At 47.0% G+C, this 16,749-nt stretch carries 12 protein-coding genes and 2 pseudogenes; 7 read left to right on the top strand and 7 right to left on the bottom strand.

The genetic code is table 11. From position 1 onward, the window contains the following. Nucleotides 1–107: 107 nt before the first annotated feature. On the bottom strand, nt 108–2,741 hold the full coding sequence (locus OK023_RS09385) for a PqiB family protein (protein ID WP_317697326.1): 2,634 nt from the start codon (nt 2,739–2,741) through the stop codon (nt 108–110). Then, entirely contained in the window at nt 2,710–3,957 is a 1,248-nt protein-coding gene (gene yebS / locus OK023_RS09380; protein ID WP_317697616.1) for a membrane integrity lipid transport subunit YebS, read from the bottom strand. The genes OK023_RS09385 and yebS overlap by 32 nt, the downstream gene beginning before the upstream one ends. Before the next feature lie 230 nt (nt 3,958–4,187). Here yebS and OK023_RS09375 point away from each other — a divergent pair, with 230 nt between their 5' ends. The 4 genes from OK023_RS09375 to htpX all read left to right on the top strand — a co-directional run bounded on the left by OK023_RS09375 (nt 4,188) and on the right by htpX (nt 8,695). Further along, nucleotides 4,188–4,685 (top strand): GAF domain-containing protein, encoded by a 498-nt coding sequence (locus tag OK023_RS09375; protein ID WP_317697323.1) that lies wholly within the window; start codon nt 4,188–4,190, stop codon nt 4,683–4,685. Nucleotides 4,686–4,769: 84 nt separating this feature from the next. Then, nucleotides 4,770–5,483 carry an RNA chaperone ProQ gene (gene proQ / locus OK023_RS09370; RefSeq protein ID WP_317697319.1) on the top strand — a complete coding sequence of 238 codons (714 nt, stop codon included), beginning with the start codon at nt 4,770–4,772 and terminating at the stop codon, nt 5,481–5,483. A 19-nt stretch (nt 5,484–5,502) separates the two neighbouring features. Continuing rightward, nucleotides 5,503–7,551: a carboxy terminal-processing peptidase gene (gene prc / locus OK023_RS09365; protein WP_317697317.1), complete on the top strand. Its 2,049-nt coding sequence runs from the start codon at nt 5,503–5,505 to the stop codon at nt 7,549–7,551. A gap of 265 nt (nt 7,552–7,816) precedes the next feature. Beyond that, complete coding sequence (gene htpX / locus OK023_RS09360) at nt 7,817–8,695, top strand: protease HtpX (protein WP_317697315.1); 879 nt, start codon at nt 7,817–7,819, stop codon at nt 8,693–8,695. Between the two features lie 80 nt (nt 8,696–8,775). Here htpX and OK023_RS09355 read toward each other — a convergent pair. Next, a pseudogene (locus tag OK023_RS09355) lies at nt 8,776–9,577 on the bottom strand (MFS transporter). A gap of 353 nt (nt 9,578–9,930) precedes the next feature. Between OK023_RS09355 and kdgR the strand changes: the two are divergent. Next, nucleotides 9,931–10,722 (top strand): DNA-binding transcriptional regulator KdgR, encoded by a 792-nt coding sequence (gene kdgR, locus OK023_RS09350; protein WP_317697313.1) that lies wholly within the window; start codon nt 9,931–9,933, stop codon nt 10,720–10,722. Between the two features lie 181 nt (nt 10,723–10,903). Here the strand turns inward: kdgR and OK023_RS09345 are convergent, their stop codons facing one another. From OK023_RS09345 to hxpB, 3 genes are all read right to left on the bottom strand, one after another. Then, nucleotides 10,904–12,295, bottom strand: a complete 1,392-nt coding sequence (locus OK023_RS09345; RefSeq protein ID WP_317697310.1) for an L-cystine transporter — start codon at nt 12,293–12,295, stop codon at nt 10,904–10,906. Between the two features lie 180 nt (nt 12,296–12,475). After that, the gene (locus OK023_RS09340; protein WP_317697307.1) at nt 12,476–13,024 is read right to left on the bottom strand and encodes a metal-dependent hydrolase; all 549 of its coding nucleotides are present in this window, start codon (nt 13,022–13,024) and stop codon (nt 12,476–12,478) included. A 519-nt stretch (nt 13,025–13,543) separates the two neighbouring features. Continuing rightward, complete coding sequence (gene hxpB, locus OK023_RS09335) at nt 13,544–14,209, bottom strand: hexitol phosphatase HxpB (RefSeq protein WP_317697304.1); 666 nt, start codon at nt 14,207–14,209, stop codon at nt 13,544–13,546. A 411-nt stretch (nt 14,210–14,620) separates the two neighbouring features. Here hxpB and OK023_RS09330 point away from each other — a divergent pair, with 411 nt between their 5' ends. After that, nucleotides 14,621–15,181: a YniB family protein gene (locus OK023_RS09330; protein WP_317697302.1), complete on the top strand. Its 561-nt coding sequence runs from the start codon at nt 14,621–14,623 to the stop codon at nt 15,179–15,181. A gap of 52 nt (nt 15,182–15,233) precedes the next feature. On the opposite strand, the gene OK023_RS09325 is transcribed toward OK023_RS09330, so the two are convergent. Further along, nucleotides 15,234–16,103, bottom strand: a complete 870-nt coding sequence (locus OK023_RS09325; RefSeq protein WP_317697301.1) for a fructosamine kinase family protein — start codon at nt 16,101–16,103, stop codon at nt 15,234–15,236. A 235-nt stretch (nt 16,104–16,338) separates the two neighbouring features. Between OK023_RS09325 and OK023_RS09320 the strand changes: the two are divergent. Next, nucleotides 16,339–16,741 (top strand): annotated as a pseudogene (locus OK023_RS09320) (N-acetyltransferase). The last annotated feature ends 8 nt before the right edge of the window (nt 16,742–16,749 follow it).

Raw genomic sequence — 16,749 nt, 5'->3', positions numbered from 1 at the left:
AAAAAAAGACAAGGGGCTAGTCTAACATAAACTGTTGCCCTGAGAACATCCGTAGGGTTTGCTATATTTCGAACCCTACGGATGGTAAGTCATTAAAACAGCACAGCCTAGTTTTTAGGGATCGCGGTTCCCCATTCACGCCAGTCTTTTGGCTCTTCTGCGTTTAGCCGAAAGTGTTTATTTGGTGTTGCTTTGGGCGCCAATGGAATGCTAGGAGGAGTGGCAAAGGCAATACCACCGCGAATAAACTGTTGGAAGGTGCCGCTTTTGAGCACCCCCCCTGTCAGACCGAACTGCAGGTTGTAGCCTGACGCCTGCCAGAATATAGTGTTGTTGCGAACCAGATGCTGGAACTTCTTGCTGATACGTAGTTTAACGTGAACGCGATCCGACATTTCCCCTAGTGAGAAACCTGTAACGGTTCCGACTTCTAAACCACGGAAAAATACTGGCGTACCGATTTGCAGTGAACCTGTATCTGTCGCATCCAGTATGACGCCCAAACCATCCTGATAACGTGAATCAGAGATGCTTGCTTCTTGCAATTCAAATGTGCGCGAAGGGCGGCCATGACCGGGTTCCGCATTGATATAGGGTTGCAGTAGAGTCTCAAGGTTGTTGACTCCAGTGGCCGATATTTCGGGTGAGACAATAGAGAAACGGCTGCCAAAACGCGCGAAGGTTCGAACAAACTCAGGATAAAGCACGGCTGTGGCCAAGACTTCGCTTTGTTCATGAGCTAACTTGAGTGACTCGACCTGGCCGATATCAATGCCAAGATACCGCAGTGGCATACCTTGAGACAGTTTACTGGCATCAAATGTGCGCAAGGTAATCTGACTGCCCACGGCACGCGCAGCAGTTTCAGAAGCATAAAGTACGCGTTTCGTCCCTTTTTCCAGCTTGACGCCCTGTAAATTGTCAAAACTGATCGCACCTTTCAATGCGCGGTTGAGAGGTGAAGCCTGAACGGCAATACCACTGCCGTTCAATTGGATTTTGGCTCCACCCTCAGCCCAGAAAATGCTTTCATTGGTCAGCAAATTTCGGTATTGCGGATTGATATAGACATCAACTTCGAATTCGTTGGCTTTAGGCCGCACGCTGATAATCTCACCGACCTGGAACTTACGGTATAATATAACCGAGCCTGTCTGCACGTCGGGCAAGCTACTTGCCTTAAGCGTTAGCGTCGGTTTCGGTGTACTGTCAACAATACCGTTTTCGGCATTTTCCAGGTTACTGTAAAGAGGATAATACGGAGCTGGGACGCCTCCTGAGTTACCGGGGATAATGCGCACGCCGCCGTCAAGCCATTCTTGTGCGCTGGCACCCAATACTCGTACGCCATCCAGCCCAAATTTGACGTCCAAACGGCTGTTGACCACGAATTTACTGTCTTGATGCACTAAATGCCGATACTGCGACTCAATCGCTACCGTAAACATCACGCCATCATCTGTTAACTTTCGTGTCAAAACCTGTCCGACGTTGATGCCGTGTACAATCAGCGGTTGGCCAGCGTCAATGCCATAACTTTGTGGGGCATGTAAAGTGATTGTCAGAACCCCCGGCTGCTGCAGCAACGTTCTGTTGCTGTCGAGAACGATAAAATGGTGTTGCGGTTTACCTTCGCCAGGCACCAGCTCTAGCGTATTACCGGTCAACAACCGGCTGAGTTTTGCGTCACTGAGGCTGATTTTGGGGCTGTGCATCTCAATGCGAGTACCGCTACGCATTAAGTCGACAATAGAAGGGTCAATGGTCAGTTCGCCCGTGACTTTACTGTCCGGTTGTAAAGTCAGACGCGTGAGAGTACCCACTTGTAATCCCTGATAAATGAGTGGGGTTCGGCCCTCACTGAGGTTGTTACCGCTGGGAAGCTCCAAGGTAACGTTGACTCCTCGTTGGCTACGGGCCAGATCGGGGTAAAGAGTAAAGTTTTGGTTGGCTTTGGCCTGTTTGCCATCGGCCGGGGAGTCTAGGGCTATTGCGCCATTAACCAGTGCTGCCAGACTTTCCATCTGTATTGACGCCCCTGAGAGGCTGAAGTCGCCTTTAAAACCTGAGACGTTCCAGAAACGGCTACTTTCTTTCACTAGATTGGCGAAACGGTGTTCGATCAAAACATCAATAGTTACGCCATCGTTTCCTTCAGAAATCGTGTAGTCATACACTTTACCAATCGGAATTTTGCGGTAATAAACTAACGAACCGGAATTCAGTGAACCAAGATCGTTGGCATGCAGGTGGAGCATCAGCTCGCCAGTATCCAGGCGATATCTTGGCTGGGTATCCAATGCCGTGAAATGGTCTTGAGGTTTACCCGGGCCAGGCATCATGCCAATATAATTGCCACCTACCAGCGCGTCGAGGCCGGAAACACCGGCCAGTGAGGCTTTTGGTGTGACGAGCCAAAATTGCGTTCCTTCACGCAATGCATCTTCAAGATCGTTTTTGATGCTAGCTTCAACGACGATGTTGCGTAGATCTTTACTCAACGAAATGCTTTGCACAGTACCGACATCGACCCCCTGATAGCGGACTGGCGTTCTGCCAGCAACGATACCGGCCGCTGATTTGAAGTCGATAGTAATAGTCGTGCCGCGCTCCTCGAAATTGTTGTAGACCAGCCAGCCCGCTATCAACAAGGCGATAAACGGCAATAACCAGAATGGAGAAATACGGCGTTTGCTTGTGATTCGAGCCTCAGTCGGCGTACTTGGCGTTTCCTGTTGCATGTGCATCCCAAATCAATCGGCTGTCTAGCCATTTAACGGCAAGGATAGTCAAAATAACCGCAGAGCCAAAGTAAAAAGCGGCAGCTCCCATAGTGAAAGATAACAGCTGGTCACGGTTGACGAGCGACATCATTAACGAAATAACAAACAGATCAAGCATTGACCAACGACCAACCCAGGCTACCAGACGCAACAATCGAATGCGTGTTTTTAGACTGTGTGACGTTTTGAAATGAATGCTGAGCAGAATCATCAATAGTACGATCACCTTGGTGAATGGCACCAAAACGCTGGCGATAAACACGATGGCTGCTATCGGTATATTACCTGAGGTAGCCAAAGACACCACGCCAGAGAAAATAGTATCCTGCAGGCGGGCACCATTGGCATAAATAATCGAGATGGGCAGCAGATTGGCGGGGAACAGTAGTACCATTGCGGCTATCAGTGCAGCCCAGGTTTTTTGCAGACTATGAGGTTGGCGGTGATGTATCGGAACATGGCAGCGGGGGCAACGCCCGCGTTGGTCCGGGAAACCGGTAAAATGGCATGCAAGGCAGGCGGTCAACGCTTCTGAACAACCACTGGATTGCTCCTGGGAATAGTAGCGTTCCCACAGTTGCTCTAAATTCAAATGGATCAATGTCAGAATGCTAAGCAGAGTAAGCGCCAGATAGGCAATCATCGCGTTGCCTGCTTGAATATATGCGTATTCATTAATTTTGATTGTCGCAACAGCCATGCCGATCAAATAGATATCCAGCATTACCCACTCTTTGAGGCGTTCTAGCATCAGCAACACTGGCCGAAGGTTCATACCTAATGCATGACCTAATCGCAGATATAACAACGATAACGCCAGCGTTAGTGGTGCCCCCATAGTGCAAAATGCCACCATACTGGCGGTTATTGGCTCCCCTTGATGGCTCATTTGCCAGATCCCTTCTAGCAGACTTGCGCTAATATTGGTGCCAAGTAGCCTGATATTGATTAAGGGGCCGGCGAAAGCAAATGGCATAAGCAATAACATGGCGACAGCCATTGCTGTCAGGCGTGTCATTGACCAGTCACGGCCAAGTACCACTTTGGCATTGCAGCGTGGGCAGTAGGCGGCTTGCTTTCTGCTAAGGGGAGGCAGAGTAAACAACAAGTCACATTCGCAACAGCGTTGATAGCGTGCTTTGGATAACGGGCCTGTAATGGCGTTTATCTTCATCATGGAATGCTATTTGCACCTTGGGTTTACTTGGTATCATTAAAGGTAAAGATTTTCTTAGTCTTTATGCGGCTGACACCGCCGGTTAAAAATGCTTTTAAGAGGGCAAACATACCGCGTGAGGTACTGTTTTGTGAAGCAACAGATGATTCACCTTGTGGGTATAGGCATTTAATGCTTATTTTATACGGGTCAAGTTTGGGCTATCCAATAGTAAGAACGGTTAATAGATGACTAGAAAACAATTCTACGCGGAATTAAAACGTGATTTGCAGGCGCTGCTTGAGGGGGAAACCCATTTTATCGCTGCTTTGGCTAACGCTAGCGCGCTTCTCAATGAACGTTTGAGTAACGTTAATTGGGTGGGGTTCTACCTGATAGATGATAATCAACTGATACTTGGTCCGTTTCAGGGTAAGGTTGCCTGTGTGCGTATTCCTGTAGGCAAAGGTGTGTGTGGTACCGCTGTAGCGGAAAAACGGGTGCAACGTGTTGCTGATGTGCACGCTTTTCCCGGCCATATCGCTTGCGATGCTGCCAGCAATGCAGAAATTGTGTTGCCGTTAGAGGTTAATGGCCAAGTTATCGGTGTTTTGGATATTGACAGCACCGTTTATCAACGTTTTGATGAACAGGACGAAATTGGCCTGAAATCAGTGGTAGCGGGGCTTTGCGGGCAGTTGGCACTGTGCGGTTGTGCGAAATACGGTACTGTAGCATACGGTTAACGTGGTATTTAGCGATAGCGTCATTATAATGACGCCTGTTCATGCCTGCGGCTTGTTGGCAACCCGTTGTAATCAGGAAATTTCATGGAAAATCAACACAAGTTGAACTCAGTTAAAGAAATCATTGCTTTTCTAGCAGAGCGTTTCCCTCTCTGCTTTAGCGCCGAAGGCGAAGCGCGTCCCCTGAAAATTGGTATTTTTCAGGATCTAGTAGAACGTTTGCAAGAGGAAGAGAACCTCAGTAAAACGCAGTTACGTTCTGCTTTGCGTTTATACACTTCAAGCTGGCGCTACCTTTACGGTGTTAAGGTCGGTGCACAGCGTGTTGACCTTGATGGAAACCCTTGCGGTGAGCTGGAACAGCAGCATGTCGATCATGCTCGCCAGCAGCTTGAAGAAGCGAAAGCGCGTGTGCAGGCTCAGCGTGCCGAGCAAAACGCTAAAAAACGTGAGGCTGCGGGTGTATCTGCCGTTGCTGAGCCTCGTCGTCCGCGTCCTGCCGGTAAAAAACCAGCCGTTCGTCGTGAAGGTGCGCCATCTTCAGAAAACCGCAAACCACGTCCACAAACTCGCCCACCACAAGCTCGTGAACCTCGTGCTGTAAAAAAAGAGGAGAGCCAGCCGCGTCATGTGCCAGTCACTGATATCTCTAAACTGCAAATTGGCCAAGGAATTAAAGTCAGAGCAGGTAAGAGTGCAATGGATGCAACCGTACTCGAAATCGCTAAAGATGGCGTACGTGTACAGCTTTCTTCCGGTCTGGCGATGATTGTGCGCGCAGAACACTTGCAGTTCTGATACGGAGGCCAACCAAGGCATGAACAAATTTATTAGATTAACGGCAGTTGCAATACTGCTGTGGGCGGGAGTCAGTTATGGTGTAGATACAGCCAACATCCGTATCGATCAATTGCCCCAGCTTTCACAGGAACCGCAGCATACAACCGTAAGTGAGCGTGTAACTTCGCGTTTCACGCGTTCTCATTACCGTCAGTTTAACCTGGATGCTGATTTTTCAGGCAAAATTTTTGATCGTTACCTGAATATGCTGGACTATAGCCATAACGTATTATTGGCCTCAGACGTTGCCCAATTTGCCGATAGACGGCATACGTTAGGTGAAGAACTGAAATCCGGTAAGCTTGATACTCCTTATGCATTGTTCAACTTGGCACAGAAGCGCCGTTTTGAGCGTTATCAATATGCATTGTCATTACTGGAAAAACCGATGGATTTTACCGGTACTGACACCATTGACTTGGACCGCAGTAAAGCCCCGTGGGTTAAAGATAAGGCTGAGCTGGATCAGCTTTGGAATGCCAAGGTCAAATATGATCAGCTGAACCTCAAGCTGACCGGCAAAACGGATAAAGAAATTCGTGAAACGCTGACTAAACGTTATCAATCAGCCATCAAGCGCCTTGCGCAAACCAACAGTGAAGACGTTTTCTCTCTGATCATGACCGCTTTTGCGCATGAGATAGACCCACACACCAATTACCTGTCACCGCGAAATACCGAACAGTTCAATACTGAAATGAGTCTCTCTCTTGAAGGGATCGGTGCGGTATTGCAAATGGAAGATGACTATACGGTAATAAACTCGTTGGTTCCGGGTGGCCCCGCAACCAAGAGTAAGGCTATCTCTGTCGGTGACCGTATTGTTGGTGTTGCCCAGGCGGGCAAACCAATGGTTGATGTGATTGGCTGGCGTCTGGACGATGTCGTATCGCTTATAAAAGGGCCCAAAGGTAGTAAGGTTCGTCTGGAGATCCTGCCTGTGGGCAAGGGCACGAAAACCCGTATCGTTACGCTGACGCGTGAACGTATCCGCCTTGAAGATCGTGCGGTGAAAATGACCATCAAGACCATTGGTAATCAGAAGGTTGCGGTGCTCGATATTCCTGGTTTCTATGTTGGCTTGACCGATGATGTTAAAGTCCAGCTACAAAAGATGGCCAAGCAAAATGTAGACGGCCTGATTATTGACCTGCGCGCTAATGGTGGCGGTGCGCTGACCGAAGCAGTATCACTTTCTGGTCTGTTTATTCCAAGTGGTCCTGTTGTACAGGTGCGTGATAACAACGGCAAGATCCGTGAAGATGCTGATACCGATGGCGTTGTTTATTACAAAGGTCCGCTAGTGGTTCTGGTCGACCGTCTGAGTGCTTCTGCGTCTGAGATTTTCGCTGCGGCAATGCAGGATTATGGCCGTGCGTTGATCGTAGGTGAGCCGACCTTCGGCAAAGGTACCGTGCAGCAATATCGCTCGCTAAACCGTATTTACGATCAAATGCTGCGCCCTGAATGGCCTGCTTTGGGCTCTGTACAGTACACCATCCAGAAGTTTTACCGTGTTGATGGAGGCAGTACCCAACGTAAGGGGGTCACTCCCGATATTCTGATGCCAAGCAGTATCGATCCGGAGGAAACGGGAGAAAGCTTTGAAGATAACGCAATGCCTTGGGATAGTGTCAATGCGGCTGCCTATACCAAAACGGGTAATTTAAAGCCGTTTGAAGCGGAGTTGCTGAAGGCACATGAGCAACGCATTGCTATAGATCCGGAGTTTCAATATATCGTTCAAAATATTGCGCACTATAAAGAACTGAAGGAAAAACGTAATATCGTTTCTCTCAATTTGGCGATACGAGAGAAAGAGAACCATGATGATGATGCGACGCGTCTGAAACGTATCAATGAACGCTTGCAGCGCGAAGGGAAAAAGCCTCTGAAATCTCTTGATGATGTTCCAAAGGATTACAAAGAACCAGATCCGTATCTTGACGAGACAGTCAAAATCGCACTGGATCTTGCTAACATTGAGAAGCAGCAACCATCGCAACAAACGTCTGCGGTTAAATAACGCGGGATTTTGATAAAACAAGGCGCGCCTTAGGGTGCGCTTTTTTAATGCTTGAATATCCACTAGAAATAATCTTTGTAAAATCTCGCTCTTTTACGCAACGATCAATTACAATTTGTAAAGCTACGGCTCGTTGTTGATTTTGTAAAGTTTCGTATTTTTAGTGGGTTAATAGCATGCAATGCTTGAAATTGTGACAACTACCCATACGATCTGCGTATATCAAGCGGCTCTTTATTAACATTAATGAGGAAGTAAATATTTTATGATGCGTATAGGTCTGTTCCTGATTACCAACCTGGCGGTGATGTTGGTTTTTGGGCTGGTACTCAGCCTGACAGGTATCCAATCCAGTAGCGTGCAGGGCCTGATGATTATGGCTGGCCTGTTCGGTTTTGGCGGTGCGTTCGTCTCGTTGCTGATGTCCAAATGGATGGCGTTGCGCTCGGTGGGAGGCGAAGTCATTGAACAACCCCGTAACGAAACTGAAAACTGGCTGTTGCAAACGGTACGTAATCAGTCGCAGCAGGCTGGCATTGCTATGCCGCAGGTTGCTATCTATCATGCTCCTGATATTAACGCCTTTGCAACCGGAGCTCGCCGCAATGCTTCACTGGTCGCCGTGAGCACCGGTTTGCTACAAAGCATGAGTCGCGATGAGGCTGAAGCCGTTATTGCACATGAAATCAGTCATATAGCTAATGGTGATATGGTCACTATGACGTTGATCCAAGGAGTAGTGAATACCTTTGTGATCTTTATTTCGCGTCTCATTGCGCAGGTGGCTGCGGGTATCTTAGGGAACCGCGATGGGGAAGGTGAAGGCAATGGCAATCCGATGATCTATTTCGGCGTGTCGATGGTTCTAGAACTGGTGTTTGGTATTCTGGCCAGTATTATCACCATGTGGTTTTCACGCCATCGCGAATTTCATGCAGATGCGGGTTCAGCGAAACTGGTTGGACGTGAGAAGATGATTGCCGCCCTGCAACGCTTGAAAACTAGTTACGAACCGCAGGAAACAGGTAGCATGATGGCGTTTTGCATTAATGGGAAATCCAAGTCCTTTAGCGAACTGTTTATGTCACATCCACCGCTTGATAAGCGTATAGAAGCGTTGCGTTCTGGACAGTACTTGAAGTAGTTGACGGTTTAAACTGTACCCCAAAAGTTGAGGGTTGACTGATTAAGGTGCAGTTTATGTATCGAACTCATTATTTATTGCTAGTCTGCTGTACGCGCTTGTGTAACACGAAAATAACTCACCACTGCGGCAGCACAGGCAAAAACTCCCGCCAGCACCAGCGATGCATGTGTACCGCTTGTGGGAAACAGGTTAAATACCAAGGCTGCACCAGAAGTTTGCCCTAACAGGCGTGCTGTTCCAAGCATGCCACTCGTTCCCCCCGCTGCGGTGGCGAGGTGCGGCAGAGATAATAGTGTGGTTATTGGGCGATTTGAATAACCCGAACCCAACTCCGCAAACGATCATACGCCAAATGATATCCAGATTTGTTGGGTCATCAGGCAGTAGCACCAACAAAAACAGACCGAGTGCGAAGGTCGTCAGACCAATTCCTCCAAGTAGCCCAGCGTGAATATGCTCCACCAATCGGCCTGCAATCGGTGCCACTATGATGATCGCCAGTGGCCAGGCAGTTAACAGTAGACCTGTTGCCACTTCGTCACGACCCAATGCACTTTGTAAGAAAAATGGCAGCGATACCATTGCCAACATTTGGGCGGTAAAGGAGCAAATTGAAGTACCCATAGATAAGGCGAAAATTACTAACCCGGCCAGATAAATCCGACGATAGCCAACAAGGCCAAAGAAAGTAATGAAATTGTGACAGCTAACTGGTAGGCGTTAACAATCCAAATCGAACTTGCCGGGCTTGCTTACAGGTCGTGAGCAATTGTTGGCAATAGCTCCATCAAGCACTGAAACGGCAATTCCCAGTGCGATAGCAAGGATTGCCCCATAACGTTGCGGGAGAGGTAAACCGTCGGAACAAGGGTGTGTCATAGTGGAGGTATTTATTAAAGGGAATATTAACATGCTAATCATATTTGTTGCTGAATGCATCTGCAGTTTATGAGCCCAGCATGAAAAGGTAGGTTGCATGGAGTTAGTTAATTCATAAAGAGCAATTATTACGTAACTTCCATTGCACGAAATGAAACGTTCCGATTATACTGAAACCATTGTTCAAATTTCCTAAAACAAAAATATACCTAATAGATTTCAGTATACAGGCGGTTGATAACGAAGCGAGTCCAGGGAGTGGGTTAACTCAATGAGTTATGTGGTTTTGTAGGCCGAAGACTCCATTTCTGTAAATTGAAAACTGGAGGGTATAGTTGAGTAAGGTAGTTACCATGGCTAACGCAGATCTAGACAAGCAACCGGACTCGGTTTCATCCGTATTGAAAGTGTTTGGCATTCTGCAGGCACTGGGCGATGAACGTGAGATCGGCATTACCGAGCTTTCCCAACGAGTTATGATGTCTAAAAGTACAGTATATCGCTTTCTCCAAACGATGAAGTCTCTTGGATATGTCTCTCAGGAAGGAGAATCGGAAAAATATTCTCTCACTCTAAAGCTGTTTGAGCTTGGAGCTAAGTCACTGCAAAACGTGGATTTGATTCGTAGTGCTGATATTCAGATGCGTGAACTATCAAATCAGACGCGCGAGACAATTCACCTAGGGGCACTAGACGAAGATAGTATCGTCTATATCCACAAAATCGATTCAATGTACAATTTGCGTATGTATTCGCGCATCGGACGGCGTAACCCATTGCACAGTACTGCTATCGGTAAAGTGCTATTGGCGTGGCGTGATCGTGACGAAGTTAATGAAATCCTTTCTCATGTCGAATTTACGCGCAGCACGCCGCATACATTCACCAGTGCTGCTGAGTTAATGCCAGTCTTAGATAAAGTACGTGAACAAGGATTTGGTGAAGATATCGAAGAACAAGAAGAGGGATTACGCTGTATTGGCGTGCCTGTGTTTGACCGCTTTGGTGTCGTCATTGCTGGTTTAAGTATTTCCTTCCCAACAATCCGTTTCTCTGAAGAAGCTAAAGAAGGATACGTCGCGCAGTTGCATACTGCTGCACGTCTGATCTCGGAGCAGATGGGTTATCACGACTACCCGTTTTAGCCAATAATACGCGCTATCTGGGTACGGAATAAATGTCTTTGCCGGTGGACATAATCTTTTTGCGTCGTGCTTTTAAACTAAAACACCCTGTTTGTGTCGTGTTCACAGGGTGGGGGATATAGTAATACCACGGGTTCAGATTGCGCTAAAAGTCAGAGTACGTGGCCGTACTCTGACTAAATCAATGCTGTGCCAAGTCGACTTCGTCATCGCCATTCATAATGGTTTTATCGGTCTGCTTCATTAATTGGCTGGTAACCGTACCCGCTGTCATTGACCCACTGACGTTCAATGCCGTACGGCCCATATCGATTAATGGTTCAACAGAAATTAGCAGAGCAACCAAAGTAACGGGCAGTCCCATTGCAGGAAGAACGATCAGCGCTGCGAAAGTTGCGCCACCGCCGACACCAGCAACCCCTGCGGAACTGATGGTTACAATTCCAACCAGGGTGGCGATCCAAATGGGGTCTAGTGGATTGATGCCTACTGTCGGTGCAACCATCACTGCCAACATTGCCGGATAAAGGCCCGCACAGCCATTTTGGCCGATAGTGGCACCAAATGATGCAGAAAAGCTAGCGATGGATTCTGGTACGCCCAGACGGCGAGTTTGTGCTTCAACGTTCAATGGAATACTGGCAGCGCTGGAACGGCTGGTAAAAGCAAAAGTTAGCACAGGCAAAACTTTGCGGAAAAATTTCAGAGGGTTAACCCCGACAATACTCAATACAATGGCATGAACGACGAACATAACTGCCAGACCGAGATACGAGGCAATAACAAAGCCGCCAAGCTTGAGGATGTCGCTAATATTAGAACCCGCAACGACCTTCGCCATTAAAGCCAGTACACCGTATGGGGTCAGTTTCATTACCAGACGTACCAACTTCATTACCCAAGCTTGTAGGGTATCAATAGCGGCTAATACACGCTGGCCTTTATCGTGCTCATCTTTGAGCAGTTGCAGTGATGCAACCCCGAGGAAGGCAGCGAAAATGACAACGCTGATGATAGATGTTGGATTAGCCCCGGTTAAATCGGCAAATGGGTTTTTGGGAATAAATGACAGCACCAATTGCGGGACGCTGAGATCTGCAACCTTGCCCACGTAGTTGCTTTCAATCGCTGATAATCGTGCTGTTTCCTGTGTACCTTGAACTAAACCATGTGCCGTTAACCCAAACAGGTTAGTGACCAGAATGCCCACAAGTGCAGCGATTAGTGTAGTGAAGAGCAGAGTACCAATAGTTAAAAAACTTATTTTGCCTAATGAGGAGGCCGTATGCAGCTTGGCTACTGCGCTCAGGATGGAAACGAAAACCAACGGCATGACAATCATTTGCAGCAGTTGTACATAGCCATTACCGACGATGTTAAACCAACTGATGGATGTTTTTAGAATCGGATTATCTGCGCCATAAATCAACTGCAGTGCTAAGCCAAACACCACACCAATCACCAATCCTACTAACACTTTCTTTGCCAGACTCCATTGCTTACGGCGGGTTTGCGCCAGCAGCAAAAGGAGGGCAATAAAAACCACCACGTTTAATACGAGCGGTAGATTCATACCCATTTCTCCAATCTTTTTCTTTTAGTCAATGAGCTACTCATTCATGCGTAGCGATGTAAATATCGTAACAGTTTGCTGTAAAGCTCATTTATAACCAAATGGAATTTAATATAATTTTCTTTGCGGTTTTGTTCAAAAAATCGACTTAAAGAGTAATAAATCAACATTTTTTTGTGATCACAGTCGAATATTTTTTATTTGTTCGAGATAGGAGTGTACGGGCAAGGTATAGCCGCCTTGCCAATAGATGGCAAACGCAACCAGGCACAGGCACAGCAGACGCTCCATCTGGTTACTTTTTTGTGAATGTAATAATGGTATGCAGAAACGCCAACGACAGGGCCACAATAGTGGGACTCCCGCAGGAGTGAGCATGTCGGCCAAAAGATGGCTGAAGTAACCTACGATCATGGCGTGTAGTACATCAGCAGGTATTGGCCAACTGCGCGGCACGTCTAGCTGAAATAGCATCATGCCACCGGCTATGGCCAGCAGGCTATGAGTGAATCCACGATGGCCAAAAGCACGTGATACCGGTACGGCTATCCAACGCAAGCGCTGACCTAATACGGATTTTGGATGGTCTATGTCGGGTAACAATGAGGTAAGAATTGCTGCAGGAATGATATGCCACCAGTCGCCAGTGGTGAGTTCAGGTGTCACCTCTGCTTTCTTGGCGAAGATCGCGCAAGCAACTGAGAAAATGAGATGTCCTTCCGCGGTCATTAGTGTACTACTCTGGATATTAATCTGTTGATTTATCCAGTATATGGTAATTTTCACAGTTATGAAAGTAGTTACCCTGTAACGAAAAGCAATTTTATGTCAGAGATACAATGAGTTGTATAAAATACGGACTATACAGTCTAGGTTTATAAAAAAGAGAATCGTTAAGGAGGGAACTGGCTGTTTAGATTAGTGAAGAAAACACCAGGTAACCGCTTGGCTCTGTGTGGCAGTGACATTGCCATAGTATGCCTGGAGTTTTCTTCATTATGGCAGCATATTTAAAATGACATAACAATTCAATTAAAATGAAACTAAGTTTTATTTATTGGTGCTGTACGGTTTTTATAGCACAATGGCAATTTCTAAATAGCGCATAATAGTGCTACAGGTGTGAATGATGTAGGTTAGCCGGCCGTTGAGCGCGGATGCGCGATACGAGCCCCTAGAGAGGGTTCACGGTGTTCATCATTCCCACCTGCCAGAAGCGTGATGTGTCGCGGTATTAAGAACGCCTATTTAGGACAAATGAATGGCTCTCAAGTGCTCAAGACTCTGAAGCTTATAGTCAGCCAGGGCCCAGCGAGGGTCCTGACGGTACGCTTGTGCAGGAATAACAATGGAGCGCATACGTGCAGCCTTGGTTGCAATCATACCGTTGAAAGAGTCCTCAAGAGTAATACAGTGCTGTGGTTCGCTACCTAAACGTTCAGCAGCAATCAGATAAACTTCCGGGTGTGGTTTGCTGTAGGGCAAGAATTCTGCTGAAACCAACTGATCAAAATAGTTTTCCAGACCAAACATTTTCAATACTTGCTGTTGCATATGTAAAGGAGATGCTGAAGCGAGGCCGATATTCAGGTCTAGGCTACGGCACAGCTCTAAGGATTGTTGTACACCGGGTAACAGTGGACGTTTTTCCTTAACCAGTTCGAGAGTACGTTCAATTATTCGCTCAGACACTTCTTGTTTAGAGACTCCTTGCCATGGCATTGCCTGGTACCACATGTTAACGACCAAATCGATGCGCAGACCAAGCGTATCTGGCAGCTTATTGCGGTCCGACAGATCCAGTCCTAACGCACCAAAAATATCCAGCTCCGCTTGTAACCACAGGGGTTCGGAATCTATCAACAAACCATCCATGTCAAAAATAGCACTGTCGATATGTTGCAAATAAGCCATTAACTTCTGCTCCTCCAATAAAGAAAATTTTATTCACTGTACCATTTTTAACCCTAGAGCCTGTACTACTAACGATTTACTTATTTTGCCAAAACACGGGTTATTCTAAAGTCTAATCAATTTAACGCTTTCGCGATGTAGTTTGGAGAGAAGGGGCGCAAAATTAACTGGTTTTGTAAAAAGAAAACAGTGGGTGAGTTTCGTCAACTGAAGGTAGACTTAGACACCTATCCCATTAGGGCTATTTTACTGCTGGTCATTTGGCACTGGGACTGTGTAGGTGGCAGTTATTTCACGCAGCCAGGGTCCAAAGTATTTGTGCCAACAACGCAGATAACCAAGTTCATCCAAGTCGCTTCGTTACAGCCTAACTGTACTTGGATATCGGTATATTACTTAAAAGGGAAGCGCATGACGTATCAACAGGCTGGGCGTATTGCCATACTAAAACGTATCTTCGGATGGGTTGTTTTTATCCCTGCATTACTCTCAACGTTGGTTTCACTGTTGGGCTTCTTGTATCAGCACGGTGATAAATCAAAAGGAATTAATACAGTGATGCTGGATTTTGTGCACGTCATTGTTGATATGGTGCGTTTCAATACGCCGTTCCTGAATATTTTTTGGTACAACTCGCCAGTACCTGATGCAGGAAAAAACTTATTTGGTGGCGCTAACATGATGTTTCTCATCATCTATTTTTTGATCTTTGTGGGGTTGGCATTACAAGCTTCTGGAGCCAGGATGTCACGCCAGGTTAAGTTTATCCGCGAAGGGTTGGAAGATCAGATGATTCTGGAAAAGGCCAAGGGAAGTGAGGGATTGACACGCAAGCAGTTGGAAGAACGACTTTCATTGCCGCACCATACAATATTCCTGCAATACTTTCCGCTGTATATCCTACCGATTATGATTGCCGTTGTGGCTTACTTTGTGCTCAAACTATTGGGCCAAATGGCTGGTACAGTCTGATTGCCGATAATTTATCGGGGCGCTGCGTACAACGCCCTAGTCATTTTACTGATTAGCATTTTTCTGGGTGCATCAGCATTTCAACCGCTCGCTGTGCTGCGACCAGATGTTGGCCACCAAACAGATTGCTGCGATTAAGCATATAGTAAAGTTGATACAATGGTTGGCGCTCAATAAAACCTGGCTCTAATGGCCAGATGCTCTGGTAGCCATCATAAATTTGAGCAGGTAAATTGGGATAGAGCGGTAACATTGCCAAATCGCACTCTCGATCGCCCCAGTAGCAGGCCGGGTCAAACAGGATTGGCGACTCTGCCGCTAATGCGCAGTTGGCAGGCCAGAGGTCGCCGTGCAAAAGAGAAGGCTGTGGTTGGTGGTTTTGCAATCTTAAGTAAACAAGATCGATAATTTCATCGATGTCCCCAAAAGTCATACCTTTCTCGGCTGCCAGCTGTAGCTGCCAGCCGATACGTTGTTCCGCAAAGAATTCAGCCCAGCGGCGTTGCCAAGCGTTGGGTTGTGGCGTAGTTGCCAAGTCATTGTCGAAATCAAGACCGAATTGGGGTTGCTCACTCCATTGATGCAGGCGGGCTAATTGCTGGCCCAAACAGTGCGCGTTATGTGCATCTAATGGTTTAAGTGCTTGATACTCTAATAACAGGAAACTGTAGTCGCGATCGCTGCCAACGCCGTACACTTCGGGGACATGCACGGTTTTACTGCGTGCCAGCAATGCTAACTGATCGGCCTCTGCGGTGAATATAGGTAACATTTCGCGTACGTTGCATTTCACAAACACCTCGCTGTCACCGTAACTCACACGCCATGCAGAATGAACTTCCCCCCCTGGCAGTTCAGTCCTTTCGCGGATTTCTGCGTTGCCAAGATGCTCACTGAGCAGACGGCTAACGGCTTGCCACATAGTAATCCCCTTATGTTGCCTGCGATTTCATTAGGTTAGCGTATTTCCTGCTGCGAAAACCCGATGTGACGCACAGTGGCATCATCTTTGGTAAAAATATTGCCGCTGGACATCAGGTCAAAGTATATACGCTATTGGTTATTTTAAGAACAAAGTAACTTGCCCGCTATTCAGTAATTTCAATCGGGTTGTCACATCTAACATGATCATCAGTATGGCTTAATAGAAGTAGCGAATGGACTTGAGTTTAGATTGGCAGTGTGGTGAATTTCATATCATCAGCACCAATAAAAGCGAGTTGGGTCTGCCCCTTACTCATGCATTTCTAACCACTACCCGCTGGGCGAAGGGGATTTTTTGGAAACGGTGCGTCTCTCAATAGATAACAGCTTGTGTTTTGGTCTCTATCTTTGGTTATTTGTGTGACGTCTTTGTGGTGCCAGAATTTGAGGGGGGGCGGGTTGGCAGTTTGGTTGTTGAATTGTTCGTTGAAACATCCTGTATTACAGCGTTTACGCCGTATTATACTGGTGACCAGCAGTGTCCCTTGGCTGTATCAAAAAGTGGAATATGAGCCGACCAACCAGCAGAACTTTGTCTGGCATATCGCTAGGCCCAATATTTACCAGCGGCAATAAAGCCCGGT

Origin of the sequence: Serratia sp. UGAL515B_01 (assembly GCF_033095805.1) — a bacterium.
GTDB lineage: Bacteria > Pseudomonadota > Gammaproteobacteria > Enterobacterales > Enterobacteriaceae > Chania.
The sequence above is the reverse complement of the archived record's forward strand: the minus strand, read 5'-3'. Positions and strand labels throughout refer to the sequence as shown.

Coding starts and splice junctions, on each gene's coding strand:
- OK023_RS09385 (WP_317697326.1), bottom strand. CDS start 2,741: ATGCAACAGGAAACGCCAAGTACGCCGACTGAGGCTCGAATCACAAGC.
- yebS (WP_317697616.1), bottom strand. CDS start 3,957: ATGAAGATAAACGCCATTACAGGCCCGTTATCCAAAGCACGCTATCAA.
- OK023_RS09375 (WP_317697323.1), top strand. CDS start 4,188: ATGACTAGAAAACAATTCTACGCGGAATTAAAACGTGATTTGCAGGCG.
- proQ (WP_317697319.1), top strand. CDS start 4,770: ATGGAAAATCAACACAAGTTGAACTCAGTTAAAGAAATCATTGCTTTT.
- prc (WP_317697317.1), top strand. CDS start 5,503: ATGAACAAATTTATTAGATTAACGGCAGTTGCAATACTGCTGTGGGCG.
- htpX (WP_317697315.1), top strand. CDS start 7,817: ATGATGCGTATAGGTCTGTTCCTGATTACCAACCTGGCGGTGATGTTG.
- kdgR (WP_317697313.1), top strand. CDS start 9,931: ATGGCTAACGCAGATCTAGACAAGCAACCGGACTCGGTTTCATCCGTA.
- OK023_RS09345 (WP_317697310.1), bottom strand. CDS start 12,295: ATGAATCTACCGCTCGTATTAAACGTGGTGGTTTTTATTGCCCTCCTT.
- OK023_RS09340 (WP_317697307.1), bottom strand. CDS start 13,024: ATGACCGCGGAAGGACATCTCATTTTCTCAGTTGCTTGCGCGATCTTC.
- hxpB (WP_317697304.1), bottom strand. CDS start 14,209: ATGGCTTATTTGCAACATATCGACAGTGCTATTTTTGACATGGATGGT.
- OK023_RS09330 (WP_317697302.1), top strand. CDS start 14,621: ATGACGTATCAACAGGCTGGGCGTATTGCCATACTAAAACGTATCTTC.
- OK023_RS09325 (WP_317697301.1), bottom strand. CDS start 16,103: ATGTGGCAAGCCGTTAGCCGTCTGCTCAGTGAGCATCTTGGCAACGCA.